This is a genomic window from Streptomyces sp. NBC_01288, assembly GCF_035982055.1.
Classification (GTDB): domain Bacteria; phylum Actinomycetota; class Actinomycetes; order Streptomycetales; family Streptomycetaceae; genus Streptomyces.
This window is the reverse complement of sequence record NZ_CP108427.1, coordinates 3,753,704-3,768,977: the sequence shown is the minus strand read 5'-3', so window position 1 is coordinate 3,768,977 and position 15,274 is coordinate 3,753,704. Positions and strand designations below refer to the sequence as shown.

Below are 15,274 nucleotides of genomic sequence, written 5' to 3'. Positions count from 1 at the left end.
CCCGGTCCGTGGTTCCGGTCCCGCCTATCCGATCCGTCCTGTCAGTCCTGCCCGTCCCGCCTGTCCGACCGGTCCCGCCGTCCGGCCCGTTCTGTCGGTCCCGCTGGTCTCGCCGGTCCTGCCAGTCCGCCGTCCCGTCATTTCCGCCACCCGTCATTCCCGTCCGCCGGACGGGGTTCAGCGCGACCGGGTCGTCCCGGAGCAGGGGAGCACATGAGGTTTCTGGAGCGCGAACGCGCTGTACTGACGAAGTTGTTGCCGGGGCTCGACGAGAGTCTGCGGGCGGTGCCGCTCATGGAGTTGGAGAGTCCGCGCAGCCCCGGTATCGGGCTCTTCCGTGACAGCGGTGGTCCGGGGCTTGTGGTGCCGGTCTCCTGCAAGGGGAAGGGCGCCGGCGCGCTGGACGCCTTGCGGGTGCAGCGTGCGCTGGGCAGCAGGTCGCCGTCCCTTGCCGTGGCTACCACGATGCACCACTTCTCCATGGCCACCCTGGTTGGGCTGGTCACCGACGGCGAGGGCCTGGAGTGGATGCTCGTCGAAGGGGTGGCCTCCGGCAACCGCCTGGTGGCCTCCGGCTTCGCCGAGGGGCGGCCGGGCGCCGGCATCCTCTCGCCGTCGATGACCGCCACGGTGGGACCCGACGGGGTGCGGATCAGCGGGGTGAAGCGGCCGTGCAGTCTCGCCCGGTCCATGGATCTGCTCACGGCCAGTGTCCTGGTACCCGGTGAGCGGGGGGCGCGTGACGAGCTGGCGGTGGCGCTGGTGCCCGCCGAGAGCGAGGGCGTGAGCGTCAGCGGTTTCTGGTCCAGTTCCTTTTTGTCGGGGGCGGAGAGCGATCAAGTCACCCTCACGGATGTGCTCGTACCGCCGGAACTGCTGCTGCGGACCTCGGGCTCGGAGGGGCGCCTGGACGAACTACAGACCGCGGGCCTGGTCTGGTTCGAGCTGCTGATGACGGGGAGCTATCTCGGGGTCGCCAGTGCGCTGGTGGAGCGGGTGTTGCTCAACGAGCGGGTGCCCGAGTCCGAGCGGATCCGGCTGCTGGTGGAGGCCGAGGGCGCGATGGCCGCAGCGGAGGGCGTCGCCCGCCGGCTCGACGAGGGCTGCCCGGACGAGTCGACGCTCGCCGACTCGCTGTACGTGCGGTACTGCGTCCAGGACGCCCTTGCTCGCATCGTCCCCCGGGCGGTGGAGCTGCTCGGCGGCCTCAACTTCATGAGCTCGGACGAGGTCGGACACCTCGCGGCCTGCGCCAACGGGCTCTCCCTGCACCCGCCGGCACGGTCCAGGATGACCGGGCCGCTGGCGGCGTACCTGGCGGATGGCCCGCTGACTGTTGCCTGATCCGGTGCCGGTGCCGGTGCCGGTGCCGGTGCGGGTGTGGGTGCCGGTCCGGGTCTCGGTGCCGACCTCGATCCCGGTCCTGCCCCTGATCCCGATCCCGATCCCGACCGCGACCGCGACCGCGACCGTGACCCCGATCCTGGTCCAGACCCCGGTCCCGACCTCGACTCCGATCCAGACCCCGTTCCCGTTCCCGACTCCGGTCCCGGTCCTGATCCCGACCCCGGTCGGGACCGCACCCCCGGGCGGTCGGGACTCTGATCCAGACCCCGGTCCCGACCGCGACCGCGACCTCGGTCCCGGTCCCGGTCCGACTCCTCACGTCTCCACGACCGCCTCCCGCCCCACCCCAACACCCCCCACCCGATGGGAGTTTCCGAACCATGCCGCCAGAACCCACCGGTCCGTCCCGTCAGTCCCGTCCGTCCCGCCACCGGAACCAACGCCCCACCCTGCTGCTCACCGGCGCCGCGGGCGTACTCGGCCAAGCCCTGATCGACGAGCTCTGCGACGACTACGACCTGATCTGCCTGCGCCACCGTGCACCGCTGGACGACCCCCGGGTACGGGAGGTGACGGCGGACCTGAGAGCGCTCGGTCTGGGGCTCTCCGCGGCCCAGCGGCTGGACCTCGCCGCCGAGGTGGACGTGGTGGTGCACTCCGCCGCGGCCACCAACTGGCGGCTGGCCCCGGCCGACATCTGGCGCACCAACCTGGACGGCACCCGGTCGATGCTCGACCTGGCGGCCCGCGCCGACGCGCCCTTCTTCTACATGAGCACCGCCTTCGTGGCGAACCCGCTCGCGCCCGAGGAGCAGGAGCGCTTTCCCGGAGCGGCGGCGTACCTCGCCTCCAAGACGGCGGCCGAGGAGGCCGTACGGTCGGCCGAGGTTCCCGGGGTCATCCTGCGGCCGTCCCTGGTCATGGGTGACTCGTCGACCGGCCGGATCGCCCGGGTGCAAGGCCTGACCCGGGCGCTGGGAGGGATCGTCAAGGGCCAGGTCCCGGTGCTGCCCGGCTCGCCCGGGACACGGATCGACATGGTGCCGCAGGACGTGGTGGCCCGTGCGGTGGGCGACCTGGTCAGGTCGGGTGTCGCCGAGGGCGAGTACTGGCTGACCGCCGGGCGCGAGGCCATCCTTCAGCGGGAGGTCGTCGACATCTGCCTGGAGTTCGCCGGACACCACGGTGAACGCCCGCACCCGCCGCGGCTGATCCCCGTGGAAGCGGTGCACCGGCTGTTGCTTCCGCTGCTGGAGGGGCCGTCCTTCCCCGCGCTGGTGCGGCGCCGGCTCCAGGACTACGCGGAGCTGCTGCTGGTCTTCCAACGGGAGTTGCCCTTCGCGTCCGACCTGGGAACACCGCACTGCGGTACGGCCCCCACACGCGCCGCGATCCGGTCGGCGCTGGCACGCAACGTGGAGTGCTGGGCCACCGGCCGAGGGGGCCTGCTCCGCTCGCGGACAGCACAGACACCGACGGCTCAGGCCCCGACCGAGCTGGCGTCATGAGCGCCGTGGAGGCGGCGGCTCACGCCACCGTAGGAGTGGTTGCTCCTACCGCCGTGGAGGTGGCTGTTCACGCGCCCGCAGGGGTAACCGCTCCCGCCCCCGCTGAGATGGCCGCTCCTGCTCCCGCAGGGGTGGCCGCTCCCGCCGCCGTAGAGACGGCTGCTCATGTCCCCGCAGGGGTGGTGGCTTCTGCCCCCACAGGAGTGGCTGCTCTTGCCCCCGCAGAGGCGGTCGCTTCCGCCCCCGTAGGGGTGGCGGCTCCAGCCACCGTAAAGACGTCCGCTCCAGCCACCGTTGAGATGGCCGCTCCAACCCTTGCAAAGCCGGCCGCTCCCCCCACCGCAGAGACCCCCACCCCCACACCCCCCGACACCGCCGAGCTATACCGCCGTCACCTCGGCACCGGCCGTGCCGTCATGGGTACCGTGCTCGGCGGTATGGCCGAGGTCCGATCCCAGGGTGTCTGGGTGTACACCGATGACGGGCGTCGTTATCTGGACTTCGGGGGCTACGGCGTCTTCATCCTGGGGCATCGGCACCCGGCCGTACTCGACGCGGTGCAGCGGCAGTTGGACGTACATCCGCTGGCCACCCGGGTGTTTCTGGAGCCCGTTGCCGCGCGAGCCGCTGCCGCGCTGGCCGCACGTACGCCGGCGGGGCTCGATCACGTGCACTTCGTCAACTCCGGTGCCGAGGCCACCGAAGCGGGTCTGAAGCTGGCCCGTGCCCATGGGCGCAACGCGCTGGTGACCACCGTGTCCGGGTACCACGGCAAGACCCTGGGGGCGTTGAGCGTCACCGCCAACTCCCTTTACCAGCAGGCCTTTGAGCCGTTGTTGCCGGACACCACGCAGGTCGCCTACGGGGACCTGGACGAGCTGGAGGCGGCACTCCGTGAGCGTCGCGACCGGGCCTGCGTGATCCTCGAACCGGTACAGGGCGAGGGCGGGGTGCGTATCCCGCCGCCCGGGTATCTCGCGGAGGCGGCCGGGCTGTGCCGGGCCTACGGCGCCTTCCTGATCGTGGACGAGGTGCAGACCGGGCTGGGGCGGCTCGGTAGTTGGTGGGGTGTGGACGCTGAAGGTGTCGTGCCCGATGTTCTCCTCGTCGGGAAGGGGCTGAGCGGCGGTGTCGTACCGGTGGCCGCGATGGTGGCGACCAAAGACGCTTACCGTCCGTTCTCCCGCGATCCCTACCTCCACACCTCCACCTTCGGCGCCTCGCCGATCGCCTGTGCCGCGGCGCTGGCGGCGGTGGAGACGATCGATCGTGAGGACATCGTGGGCCGGGCCGCCGCGCTCGGCCGGCACCTGCTCGGGGGAGTTGCGGAGGCCTGTGCCCCCTACCGGGAACGCCTCGTGCACGAGGTCCGCGGCAGGGGACTGCTGATCGGGATCGAGTTCGCCCGGGCACAGGCCGTCGGCGAGACGCTGCTGGAGTTGGTGAGCCGGGGCGTCCTGGTGAACCACTCGCTCAACTCCACCCGCGTGCTCCGGCTGACGCCCCCGGCGATCGCCGACGCCGACGAGACCCAGCTCTTCCTGGACGCCCTGGCCGAAGCCCTGCGGGCCGTGCACACCCGCCTCGCCTGACCGGTCAGGACAGCACCACCCCACGACATCGGCACGACAGCACCCCCCCGTCAGTGAGGACGAACCCCATGCGCCATGTGACAGTCCGGATGACAGCCCAGGGCATCGACCCCGAGCACGCCTACCGGAGGATCAGCGACTTCAGCCGGTATCCCGAACTCACCACCACGGTCCGCGCGGTGGAGGTGCAGCCGCCGCGACCCGACGGTTCCGTGGTCTCCGCGTGGACGGTCGCCTTCCGCAACGGGCTGATGCGCTGGACGGAACGCGACACCTTCTCGCCGGCCACCCGCTCCATCGCGTTCGAGCAGCTCAGCGGCGACTTCGAGACCTTTGAAGGCAGTTGGGCCTGCGCGGCGCACCCGGACGGCACCACCGTCACCTTCCGGGCCTCGTTCGACCTGGGGATCCCCACGCTGGCCGAGATCCTCGACCCGGTGGCCGAGTCGACGTTACGCACCAACATCGAGAAGATCCTCCAGGGTCTGCTCGGCACGGTGTCACCGGCCGGTCTCGCGGACGCCGCGCATGGCTGACCTCGCCCTGAACCTCGCCCTGGCCCGGCCGCCGGACCCGGGCGAGCAGTTGCGGGACGAGCCCGGCCCGGACACCGAGCACTGCCTGCGCCTGTACGCGAAACTCGCCTCCGGCGTCACCGTGGTCACCACCCAGGGCGGGGACGGGCGGCCGGCAGGGATGACCGTCTCCGCCCTCACGTCGTTGTCGGCCCGGCCGCCCCTCCTGCTCGCCTGTCTGCGCAACGGCTCCCACACCCTGTCGGCGATCGGCGGTCAGGGCGTCTTCGCGGTCAACCTGCTCCGGGACAACCAGCGTTCGCGGGCCGCCCGCTTCGCGGATCCGGCCGTCTCACCGACCGAGCGGTTCCGCGAGGTCCCGCTCCGCCCGGTCCTGGGAGCACCCGTCTTCGGCGACGCGCTCGGCTGGTCGGTCTGCCTGGTCGAGGACATCCGCCGCTACGGCGACCACAGCGCGGTGGTGGGAAGGGTGGCGGTGGTGCAGGTGGCGTCGGGGCGGCCGTTGCTCTGGCACGACCGGAGGTTCGGGTCGCTGGCCGGGGCCGGGGAAGGGGCGTCCCGGTGACCCTGTTCGCGCCGGGCACGCCCTGCTGGGAGCCCGGGGACCCGGACGGCACCGACCCGCCGTCCACCGTGCGCGGCTCGATCGGTGCCGATGTCGCGGTGGTGGGCGCGGGACTCGTAGGACTGTCCACCGCCTATCACCTGGCGGAACGTCAACCCTCCCTGGACATCGTGGTGGTGGACGCGCGGCGGCCGGCGGCCGGTGCCAGTGGGCGGGGCACCGGGCTGCTGGGGCCGCGGGTCGGGCCGCCGGTCGACCGGGCGGTGCGGCGGTACGGTCCCGCCGTCGCCCGCCGGATGCACCGGGCCAGCGTCGAGGCCGTACGACACGTCGTGGAGCTGTGCGACCGGCTCGGCGTGCCCTGTGCGGACGGGGAGCAGATCGTCGCGGCGCGCTCGCGCACCGGGCTTGCGTCCCTGGCGCGGCAGGCCGCCGTCTATCGCGCCCTGGACCTGGAGGTGCCCGTCCTCTGCGCCGCCGACATCCGGCGCCGGGTCGACGTGCCGTACCACGCGGGTCTGCTCCACCGGCACACCGCCACCCTCGACCCGGCCGCGCTGACAGCGGCGCTGGCCCGGGCTTGCGTGGCCAAGGGAGTACGGCTCTACGGCGGCAGCCTGCTGCGGGAGGTGCGCGGCGGGGACGGGCAGCGGCCCGAACTGGTCTTCCCGCAGGGCACGTTGCGGGCGCCGAAGTCGGTGCTGGCGGTGAACGCCGGGGTGGCCGGGCTCGGGCTGCCGGTGGGCACGGTGCTCGGGCTTGAGGTGCACGCGGTGGCGACCGAGCCGCTGGGCCACGAGGCGCGTGCGCTCCTCGGGCACGGTGGGCTGGCGGTGATCGACGCGGTGCCGCTGGCCCCGTACTTCCGCCTCACCGCGGACGGACGGTTGGTGGTCGGGGGCGGGACCGCCCTGTGTCCGGACGGGATCGGGCCCCGCCGCAGGGCTGTGCTGCGGGTGTTCGCGTTCCATCGGCTGGAGCAGTGGCTGCGGGCGCTGCACCCGGCGCTGGCCGGGGTGGAGGTCACGCACCGTTGGGCGGGCGGGATCGGGGTGACTGCGGACGGTCTGCCCGTGGTGGGGCCGGTCCGGGGGCGGCCCGGTGTCTGGTACGCGGGTGGCTGCAACGGGCACGGTCTCGCGATGTCGGTGGTGCACGGCTCCTACCTCGCCGCGGCCCTGCTCGGCGATGGGGACACGTGCGAGCCGCTGCCCTGGCACCGCTCCCGGGCACCCCGGCTGCCGGTGTCGGGCCCGGCCCGGCCGCTCCTGCGGGCCCACCTGGCCGCGATGGACCGCACCGCCCGCCGTGCGGCGGGGCCCGCGCTCGGGCCCCGGGGGTGAGGAGCCGCCGTAGACCATCCGTGGCGTGGACCATCCGTCCGGCTTCTCCCGAGACTGCCGCACCACCACACGGACCGCCGGCCGCTCCTGCGGGCCCACCTGGCCGCGATGGACCGCACCGCCCGCCGTGCGGCGGGGCCCGCGCTCGGGCCCCGGGGGTGAGGAGCCGCCGTGGACCATCCGGGCCGTAGACCTTCCGTGCCGCGGACCATCCGCGCCGTAGACCATCCGTCCGACTTCCCTTCGACCGCCGCACCACGACACGGACGTCGACCGCGGCACCACACGGACGTCGACCGCCGCACCACCACACGGACGCCGGGCTCACCGGGAAAGGAAATGTCGATGATCGGCACATTGCTGGCAAGGCCGTTGGAGCTCATGGAGGACAACTTCCGCAGGCCGACCGGGCGGGCCGGGCGGTTCTTCGGGAACCTGATGGCGGTGCAGCACCGGAGTCTCACCGCGTGGACGATCGAGCACATGGACGTGCGCGGCCGTCAGCGGGTGCTGGACGTCGGGTGCGGCGGGGGCATGGCGGTGAAGCTGCTGTCGGGGCGGGCCGCTCAGGGGTTCGTCGCCGGGGTGGACTACTCGATGGAGATGGTCGAGCAGGCGGTACGGCGCAATCTGCCGGCCGTCGCGCGCGGCCGGGTCGAGATCCGGCACGGGGACTGCTCCCAACTGCCTTACGAGGACGCCTCGTTCGACCAGGTCTGCGCGATCGAGACCTTCTACTTCTGGCCGGATCCCCTGGGCGGTCTCGCCGAGGCGTACCGGGTGCTCAAACCGGGCGGACAGGTGGCCGTCACGCTGGAGATGAGCCGGGAGGCCGCCGACGATCCGTCACTGACCCAGCGGTTCTTCGGCCGACGCTTCACGGAGCGCTCGCAGCGGGCGGGGCTGCACATCCTCTCCGGGGACGACCTGGTGGAACGGCTCACCAAGGCCGGGTTCCAGGACGCCCGGTTCGTGTCGGAACCGCGCCGCTCGCTGGGCTGGGTCTGCGCGCTGGCACGGAAGTGAGGGCGACGGCGATGGCGAGGGCGATGAGCGACGTACGCGATGGTGTGGTGGCGGGTGCCCCTAGGGCGGCCGGGCTGCCGTTGCTCGGCAGTGTGCTGGACTTCCGGCGGGACATCCTCCAGGCCATGCACCGGGGGCGCACCGCCCACGGCGACCTGGTGCAGTACCGGCTCGGGCCGGTCGCGGTGCACGGGGTGTCCAGCCCGGAGCTGGCCGCCGAGGTGCTGACCGACAGCGAACGGTTCGGCAAGCTCGGGCCGGACAACCCGCTGCGGCTCGTCCTCGGTGAGGGGCTGCTGACCAGCGACGACCACAAGAGCTGGCTGCGCAACCGGCGGATGATGCAGCCGATCTACACCAAGCAGGCCCTCGCGGGCATGTTCGCGACGATGGGCGTCTCGGCGGCCGAGCAGATCGCGCACATGGGGGACCGCTACCGGACGGGTGCGGTGGTGGACCTGCACACGGAGATGATGCGGGTCACCCTCGACATCGTCAGCCGCTGCATGTTCAGCACCGACGTGAGCCGCACCCTGGCCGGGCTCGGACCGGACGCGGTGGACGTCGCGATCAACTACGCCTTCGACCGGCTACAGAACCCGCTGAGCCCGCCGACGTCCTGGCCGACCCCCCGCAACCGGCGCTTCCACGAGGTCATGCGGGGACTCGACGACCTCATCTACCGGATCATCGCGGAACGCCGGCGGCCGGACGCGGACGCCCCCACCGGCGGTGGGGACCTGCTGGACATGCTGCTGGCCGCCCGCGACGCCGACACCGGGCAGGGGATGACCGACCGGGAGCTGCGCGACGAGGTCATCACCACCTTCGCCGCCGGCCACGAGACCACCGCGATCACCCTCACCTGGGCCTTCTACCTGCTCTCCCGGCACCGCGAGGTGCTGGAGCGGGTCCAGCGCGAGGTGGACGGCGTCCTGGGGAAGGAAGAACTGCCCACCCCGGACGACCTGGCCGCGATGCCCTACACCCTGCGGGTCTTCGAAGAGGCCCTGCGGCTCTATCCGTCGGCGCCGATCCTGCCCCGGCTGGTGCAGCGGGACACCGAACTGGGCGGCTATCGGGTGCCGGCCGGGTCACGCGTCCTGGTGAACCTGTACGACATCCACCGGCACCCGCGGCACTGGCCGGACCCCGAGCGCTTCGACCCGGACCGCTTCCTGCCGGAGGCCGGAAAGGGGCGCCATCGCTTCGCGTATCTGCCGTTCGGCGCGGGGCCGCACCTCTGCATCGGGAAGCACTTCGCGCTCATGGAGGCCCATCTGCTGCTGTGCGCCCTGGTGCGCCGCTGGGAGTTCCGCCATGTTCCCTCTCACCGGGTGGTGAACCACGCCACCATCACGCTGCGGCCGCGGTACGGAATGCTGATGACGATGCATCAGCGGACGCCCTCGGCCGCCCGACCCGCCCATGTCGCCGGAGAACGGACCTCATGAACGCCGACGCCTCGCTCCTCGACCCCGAGCACATCAACCGGACCCGCTACCGGCCGGGCCAGCGGGCCGGCCACTACGAGAGCTTCTACCAGCGGGGCAACCACCCCACGGAACCCCGCGCGTTCTGGATCCGCTACACCGTGTTCAGCCCCGCGGACATGCCGGAGGCGGCCATCGGCGAGCTGTGGGCGATCTGGTTCGACGGGGTGACCGGTCGGCATGTGGTGGCCAAGGAGGAACACCCCATCGCCGACTGCCACTTCAGCACCGACTCGTTCGGCGCCCGGGTCGGCGACCGCGTGCTGGAACCCGGCGGCCTCAAGGGCGAGGCGCGGGGACCGGACGGCCGGATCGGCTGGGACCTGACGTACACGGGGGACCGGCCGCCGCTGTTCCTGCTGCCGCCGAGGATGTACACGGGCGGCTTCCCCAAGGCCAAGAGCCTGGTCGGCACGCCGCTCGCCCGGTACAGCGGCAGCCTCGACGTCAACGGCGAGGAGATCGACATCGACGGCTGGACGGGCAGCCAGAACCACAACTGGGGCAGCCGGCACACCGACCACTACGCCTTCGGGCAGGTCGCGGGCTTCGACGGGGAGCCCGACAGCTTCCTGGAGGTCGTCACGGCCCGCGCCAAACTTGGCCCGGTGCACATCCCGCAGGTCACCTTCCTCGTCCTGCGCCACGACGACCGCGAGTACTCGCTCGTGTCACTGCGTCAGGCGCTCACCGCGAAGGCGGACTTCGGCTACTTCTACTGGGACTTCGCCACGTCCGACGGCACCGTCGACATCCGCGGCCGGATGACCGCCCCCAAGGAACGGTTCGTAGGCCTCAACTACTACAACCCGCCCGGCGGGATCAAACACTGCCTCAACACGAAGATCGGCTCCTGCACGGTCGAGATCGCCAACCGGGTCACCGGCAAGCGCACCGCGCTCAAGACCGACAGCCGCGCCCTGATGGAGATCCTCACGGACGACCGTGAGCACGGCATCACCATCCGCGCGTGAGCGGCCGTCCGCGCGTGCGAGGCCCGGTCCCGCTCAGCGAGCGCGTCACGGTCCGGGTGCCGCCCGACATCGCGTACGCCGCCGTAGCCGACGTGACACGGATGGGGCAGTGGAGTCCGGAGGTCCGGGGCGCCCGCGTGCTGGGCGGCCCGGGGCCCGTACGCGTGGGCACCCGCTTCGTGGGGCTCAACCGCGCCTCGTGGCTGCCCTGGGCCACCCTCTGCACCGTGGTCTCCGCCCGGCCGGGAAGCTGCTTCGCCTTCAAGGTCAGCTTCCTGGGGGTCGCCCTGTCCCAATGGACGTACCGCTTCACGGAGGTGCCCGGGGGATGCGAGGTCACGGAGGAGTGGCTGGACCTGCGGTCGGCGGTCGCCGGACGGCTGCTCACCGCCGTCAGCCCGGCGGTCACCGGCGTGGTCCGGCGCCGCGAGCGCAACCGAGCGACGATGCGGGCGACACTGGCCGCCCTCCGGACAGCTCTGGAGGGCGGCTGAGGGGACTGAGGGGGGAGCTTGGGCGGCGGGTTTCTGGCGGGCGGCTGAGGCAGGGGCCTGGGGGATGCCTGAGGCGGGTTGCTGTCGGGTGGTGGAGGCGGGAGCCAGGGGGATGCCTGAGGTGGGGGTCCGGCGGGTGGGCGTGGTGGGAGCCCGGGGGATGTCCGAGGCGGGTTCCTGTCGGGCGGGCGGGGCGGGAGCCTGGAGGTTGCCTGAGGCGGGAGCCCGGCGCGTGGGCGGGGCGGGAGCCCGGAGGGCGTCCGAGGCGGGTTCCTGTCGGGTGGTCGTGGATGGGTGTGCGGCGGGAGCCGGACGCCTCAGCGGGACCTGCGGCGGTGGTCCAGCAGCAGGGCCATGGCGCCCAGGGCGATCAACCCGGCGTAGGAGGAGCCGCGTTCGCCTCCCAGGGCGGCCGGTGTCCTCGGGTGGTGGACCTGGAGCGCGAACCGCCGGTTGGACGCGTCGGCCAGCAGTCCGCGCAGCTGCTCGGGGCTGGTGGTGGCCGTGACCATCAGGTCCATGGCCGTACGGCCCAGCTGCTCCAGCGAGATGAACTCGCCCAGCAGGGACATCACGATGCCGCGGACCTCGCCCTTGAAGATCTCCGCCAGCGACAGCTCGGGCGCCAGGCAGCGCACCGAGCCTTCGAGGTTGGCGAAGGACTTTCCCAGCAGCGAGATCGAGGGCGCGGAGCCGATGCCCCGCTTGGTGGCCTTCTCCAGCACCGTGGTGAGCGAGACGCCGAAGTTCAGCTCGCCCAGCGAGGCGCTGGAGATCTTGGGGACCAGCGCCGCCATGTCGGCGGCGAACGCCGGCAGGTTCGCCCAGGCGGTGAGCTTCCCCATGTCGGCCCAGGCGCGGGCCAGCCCGTGTCCGTCGTTCTGCGCCAACGCCATGAGCAGGGGCAGCAGTTGGAGGCTGGTCCGCTTGTCCAGGCGCCCCACCATGCCCCAGTCGATCAGCGTCGCGGGACCCCCGGGCAGCGCGAAGACGTTCCCCGCGTGCGGATCCGCGTGGAACGTCCGCTGCACGAAGTAGCCGCGGTACATGAACCGCAGCAGGTCCTTGCCGATGTCGGTGCGCTCGCTGTCGCTGAACGACCTGGGGTCCAGATGCCGTACGGACATGCCTGGAGCCATCGACTGCACCAGCACCCGGGGTGTGGCCGAGAGGACCTCGGGGACGGCCAGGGTGCGGAAGTCGCGGGCCGCCTCCCGGCCCTCCTCCATGTTGCGGGCCTCGCCGGTGAAGTCCAGTTCGGGTTCCATGGCGTCGAAGATCGAGCCCAGCATCGCCTCGACGTCGATGACCTCGTTGAACCGCGGTGCCGCCCGGGCCACGATGCGGGAGGCCCGGCGCAGCAGGGCCATGTCGGCCCGGACCGCCTCGCGGATCTCCGGCCGCTGGATCTTCACCACGGCCTCCCGGCCCCCGGGCAGGGTCACCCGGTAGACCTGGGCCAGCGACGCCGCGCCCAGCGGCTTGGTGGTGTCGATGTCGTCGAACCTGAGCTTCCAGTCGGGGCCGAGATCCTTCTCCAGGACCGGCTCGAACAGGGAGAACGGCTGCACGTCGACCTGGTCGTGCAGGTTCTGGAACTCGGCGATCATCGAGGGCGGCACCATGTCCGGCCGGGTGGAGAGGATCTGGCCGAGCTTCACATAGAAAGGGCCGAGGCTCTCCAGGGCCTTCCGTACGGCGCGGGCACGCCGTTGAGCGTCCCCGGCGGCGGATTCCTCATCCTCCGCCGAGGACCGGCCGTTCCCCTTGGATCTGCCGCGTTCCCGCGCCGTGTGACCGACCTCGTCGGCGATCAGACTGCCCAGCACCTTCACGACCAGCCGGAGCCGGTCGCCGATCAAGGTCCTCACGACGCGGGTTCCCTCCTGAGGGTTCTGCGGAAGCCGGCCCGGCGCACCGGGCACGGACCGCGGGTCAACGGCCTTGTGTCAGGGCGGCGTCGGTCATCCCTTCTTGGCCGCCGGACGGACTCCGGCACTCGCCGCGACATCACTGATCGCGTCGAGGGAGCTGACCAGCGTGGAGAGCAGGTCGGTCAGCCTGGCGATCTGCTGGGGCAGGGTCGCCAGCGATTCGGCCAGCCCGCCGAGACCGCCCACGGCACCGGGCAGACCCGCCGCCGCACCGGCGAGTTGTCCTACGGCCGCGAGCGGATTGGCGGAGTTGGACGAGCCGGCCAGCCCGGCGAGGGCCGCCGCCGCCGGATTCGCGCCCGCCAGGACGGCGAGCGGGTTGGCGTTCGCGAGTGCGGCCAGGGGGTTCACCGGACCGGAGCCCCGGTCCGAGGAGGCGCCCGCCAGGAGGGCGAGCGGGTTGGCGCCGGCGAGTGCGGCCACGGGGTTCATGCCGCCGCCGAGCGCCGCCATCGCCTGGAGTGCCCCGAGGGGCGTCCCGGCCAGGGCCGCCATCGGATTGCCGGAGCCGAACCAGTCCGGGTAGTCGGACTTCCTGGACTTGTTCGGCGGGTCGAGGAAATCGTTGAAGGCCTTGTTGGAACTGTCGGCGATGTCGCCGAGTAAGTTCTTGATGGTGTCCTGGGTGCTCGGTTTGTCAGCCACTTTTTCGGGTGTCCTTCCCTAGGGGCATCATGGAATTCACCAGGATGCCCAACCTTTTTTCGGTCATCCGCAGGATTCGCCCAGAGACTGGGTGCACATGTGCCGGAGCCTGGCTCTGCCACGTGTGAAAGCACCCTCGGCGGCCTTTACGGAGATCTGGTTGATGCGGGCGAACTCGACGATGGAGATCCCGTCGGCCCGCGCGAGCATCACCTGCCGCTCCCGGCCGCGGAGCTGGCCGGCCTGCCGGAGCAGCCAGCGACCGAATTCCTGGTCGCAGACGGCTTCCTCCAGCATCTCCGGCTCCCCGTCGGTGATGCGCAGCAACAGCCGTTGCCAGCGCTCCCGTTCCCGGTAGCTGTCGATGCACAGCCGCATGGCGACCGTGGTCAGGAACGCCCCGAGCCGGTCGCGGTCCAGGTCGCGGTGGGTGGCCGCCCGCAGCATGGCCTCCTGGACGCAGTCCTCGGCGTCATGCGGATTGGGCAGCCGGCGGCGCACCAGACGCAGGAGGCGCTCGCGATGCTGAAGGACTTCAGTCCAGAAGGAATCGCGGCATAAGTGCATGCGCATCACCAATGATCGAACGAAAGAAATGCTCCCGGCGATTGGGTTCACGCACACCCTCATGCGACGAAAATCCCCTCCACTCTTTCCACCCCCTCGCCCTTCCTTTTCATTCTTCGCTGGAAACAACGGCTTTCTGCCCTGGGGGGAGGTGGTTAACCCGCACATCACACCCTTCCTTCGTTTGAATGAGAAAATGAGAAGGGATAACAGTATCTTCGGCTTGGTCGATCCCGGGGGCAGTGGTCGGTGGGGCGAGTCCGCGGGGGCCTGGATTCCGCTCCGGTTGACGATTTCGGCCACGACCGTCGGCCCCGACCGCCACCGGATCGCCCGTCAGCTCCGCGCACTGGCCCCCTCAAGGCCGTGACCGGCAACGCGTGAGTAGCTGACGAACCCCCAAGTGACCGGCAGCCAAAAGGCGCGAGGAGTCGACCGACCCCCTCGCGCCCAAAGCGACCCACCGTCAGAAACCGTGCCGCGCCCCGCCGTCCACCGACACCATCACCCCGGTGACGTAGGAAGCCGCCGGCGACAGCACGAAGGCCCCCACGCGCCCGAACTCCTCCGGCGCCCCGTACCGCCCCAGCGGAATCGCCGACTCGTTGCCGGCCCGCCTGGCGCCGGGGTCGGGGGCGAGGCCGTCCAGTTCGCGCATGCGGTCCGTCGCGATCCGGCCCGGGAGCAGGCCTACGACGCGGATTCCGCGGGGGCCCAGCTCGTTCGCCAGTGACTTGGCGAAGCCGGCCAGGCCGGGGCGCAGGCCGTTGGAGATGGCCATGCCGGGGGCCGGTTCGTGGGTGGTGCCGGACAGGACGAAGCCGATCGCACCCCCGGCCGTCAGTTCCGTCGCCGCCGCTCGGGCCAGTCGTACCGCGCCCAGGAACACCGACTCGAAGGCCGCCTGCCACTGCGCGTCGGTGGTGGCCGCCACGTCGCCCGCCGGCGGACCGCCGACGCTGACGAGGATGCCGTCGAAGCCGCCGAACAACTCCCGTGCGGTGGCGATCAGTTGGTGCGGTGCTCGTGGGTCGGAGTTGTCCACGGCGACTCCGGCCGCGTTCGGGCCCAACTCGGCCGCCGCCTCCGCCGCGCGCTTCTCGTCGCGGCCGGTGACCAGCACCTTGGCGCCGTCGGCGACCAGTTCGCGGGCGACGGCGTAGCCCAGTCCGCGGGTGCCGCCGGTGACGACGTACACCCTGTTCTTCAGTCCGAGGTCCATGAGTCCGGTCCCTTCTGGAGGTATAGGG

14 protein-coding genes are annotated in these 15,274 nt (G+C 71.7%); 10 read left to right on the top strand and 4 right to left on the bottom strand.

The window, feature by feature from the left end; genetic code table 11:
- Positions 1-213 precede the first annotated feature (213 nt).
- From OG194_RS16250 to OG194_RS16205, 10 genes are all read left to right on the top strand, one after another.
- A complete protein-coding gene (locus OG194_RS16250) occupies positions 214-1,344 on the top strand; it encodes an acyl-CoA dehydrogenase family protein (RefSeq protein ID WP_327401560.1) in 1,131 nt (376 codons plus the stop codon).
- 383 nt (positions 1,345-1,727) lie between these two features.
- On the top strand, positions 1,728-2,855 hold the full coding sequence (locus OG194_RS16245; protein ID WP_327401559.1) for an SDR family oxidoreductase: 1,128 nt from the start codon (positions 1,728-1,730) through the stop codon (positions 2,853-2,855).
- Positions 2,856-3,154: 299 nt separating this feature from the next.
- On the top strand, positions 3,155-4,447 hold the full coding sequence (locus OG194_RS16240; RefSeq protein WP_327401558.1) for an aspartate aminotransferase family protein: 1,293 nt from the start codon (positions 3,155-3,157) through the stop codon (positions 4,445-4,447).
- Positions 4,448-4,515: 68 nt separating this feature from the next.
- Complete coding sequence (locus OG194_RS16235) at positions 4,516-4,983, top strand: type II toxin-antitoxin system RatA family toxin (RefSeq protein WP_327401557.1); 468 nt, start codon at positions 4,516-4,518, stop codon at positions 4,981-4,983.
- Complete coding sequence (locus tag OG194_RS16230) at positions 4,976-5,548, top strand: flavin reductase family protein (RefSeq protein ID WP_327401556.1); 573 nt, start codon at positions 4,976-4,978, stop codon at positions 5,546-5,548. Before OG194_RS16235 ends, OG194_RS16230 begins: the two co-directional genes overlap by 8 nt.
- Complete coding sequence (locus OG194_RS16225; RefSeq protein WP_327401555.1) at positions 5,545-6,891, top strand: NAD(P)/FAD-dependent oxidoreductase; 1,347 nt, start codon at positions 5,545-5,547, stop codon at positions 6,889-6,891. Before OG194_RS16230 ends, OG194_RS16225 begins: the two co-directional genes overlap by 4 nt.
- Before the next feature lie 345 nt (positions 6,892-7,236).
- On the top strand, positions 7,237-7,917 hold the full coding sequence (locus tag OG194_RS16220; RefSeq protein ID WP_327401554.1) for a class I SAM-dependent methyltransferase: 681 nt from the start codon (positions 7,237-7,239) through the stop codon (positions 7,915-7,917).
- Positions 7,918-7,940: 23 nt separating this feature from the next.
- On the top strand, positions 7,941-9,371 hold the full coding sequence (locus tag OG194_RS16215) for a cytochrome P450 (protein WP_327401553.1): 1,431 nt from the start codon (positions 7,941-7,943) through the stop codon (positions 9,369-9,371).
- Positions 9,368-10,384, top strand: a complete 1,017-nt coding sequence (locus OG194_RS16210) for a hypothetical protein (protein ID WP_327401552.1) — start codon at positions 9,368-9,370, stop codon at positions 10,382-10,384. Before OG194_RS16215 ends, OG194_RS16210 begins: the two co-directional genes overlap by 4 nt.
- On the top strand, positions 10,381-10,878 hold the full coding sequence (locus OG194_RS16205; RefSeq protein ID WP_327401551.1) for an SRPBCC family protein: 498 nt from the start codon (positions 10,381-10,383) through the stop codon (positions 10,876-10,878). The genes OG194_RS16210 and OG194_RS16205 overlap by 4 nt, the downstream gene beginning before the upstream one ends.
- A 317-nt stretch (positions 10,879-11,195) precedes the next feature.
- Here the strand turns inward: OG194_RS16205 and OG194_RS16200 are convergent, their stop codons facing one another.
- From OG194_RS16200 to OG194_RS16185, 4 genes are all read right to left on the bottom strand, one after another.
- Positions 11,196-12,749, bottom strand: coding sequence for an ABC1 kinase family protein (locus OG194_RS16200; RefSeq protein WP_327401550.1), 1,554 nt, complete (start codon positions 12,747-12,749; stop codon positions 11,196-11,198).
- 93 nt (positions 12,750-12,842) lie between these two features.
- Positions 12,843-13,457, bottom strand: coding sequence for a hypothetical protein (locus tag OG194_RS16195; protein WP_327401549.1), 615 nt, complete (start codon positions 13,455-13,457; stop codon positions 12,843-12,845).
- Between the two features lie 63 nt (positions 13,458-13,520).
- On the bottom strand, positions 13,521-14,024 hold the full coding sequence (locus OG194_RS16190; RefSeq protein WP_327407097.1) for an RNA polymerase sigma factor: 504 nt from the start codon (positions 14,022-14,024) through the stop codon (positions 13,521-13,523).
- 466 nt (positions 14,025-14,490) lie between these two features.
- Entirely contained in the window at positions 14,491-15,246 is a 756-nt protein-coding gene (locus tag OG194_RS16185) for an SDR family oxidoreductase (protein ID WP_327401548.1), read from the bottom strand.
- Between the last annotated feature and the right edge of the window lie 28 nt (positions 15,247-15,274).

Coding starts and splice junctions, on each gene's coding strand:
- OG194_RS16210 (WP_327401552.1), top strand. CDS start 9,368: ATGAACGCCGACGCCTCGCTCCTCGACCCCGAGCACATCAACCGGACC.
- OG194_RS16235 (WP_327401557.1), top strand. CDS start 4,516: ATGCGCCATGTGACAGTCCGGATGACAGCCCAGGGCATCGACCCCGAG.
- OG194_RS16220 (WP_327401554.1), top strand. CDS start 7,237: ATGATCGGCACATTGCTGGCAAGGCCGTTGGAGCTCATGGAGGACAAC.
- OG194_RS16240 (WP_327401558.1), top strand. CDS start 3,155: ATGGCCGCTCCAACCCTTGCAAAGCCGGCCGCTCCCCCCACCGCAGAG.
- OG194_RS16230 (WP_327401556.1), top strand. CDS start 4,976: ATGGCTGACCTCGCCCTGAACCTCGCCCTGGCCCGGCCGCCGGACCCG.
- OG194_RS16250 (WP_327401560.1), top strand. CDS start 214: ATGAGGTTTCTGGAGCGCGAACGCGCTGTACTGACGAAGTTGTTGCCG.
- OG194_RS16245 (WP_327401559.1), top strand. CDS start 1,728: ATGCCGCCAGAACCCACCGGTCCGTCCCGTCAGTCCCGTCCGTCCCGC.
- OG194_RS16185 (WP_327401548.1), bottom strand. CDS start 15,246: ATGGACCTCGGACTGAAGAACAGGGTGTACGTCGTCACCGGCGGCACC.
- OG194_RS16190 (WP_327407097.1), bottom strand. CDS start 14,024: ATGCACTTATGCCGCGATTCCTTCTGGACTGAAGTCCTTCAGCATCGC.
- OG194_RS16215 (WP_327401553.1), top strand. CDS start 7,941: ATGAGCGACGTACGCGATGGTGTGGTGGCGGGTGCCCCTAGGGCGGCC.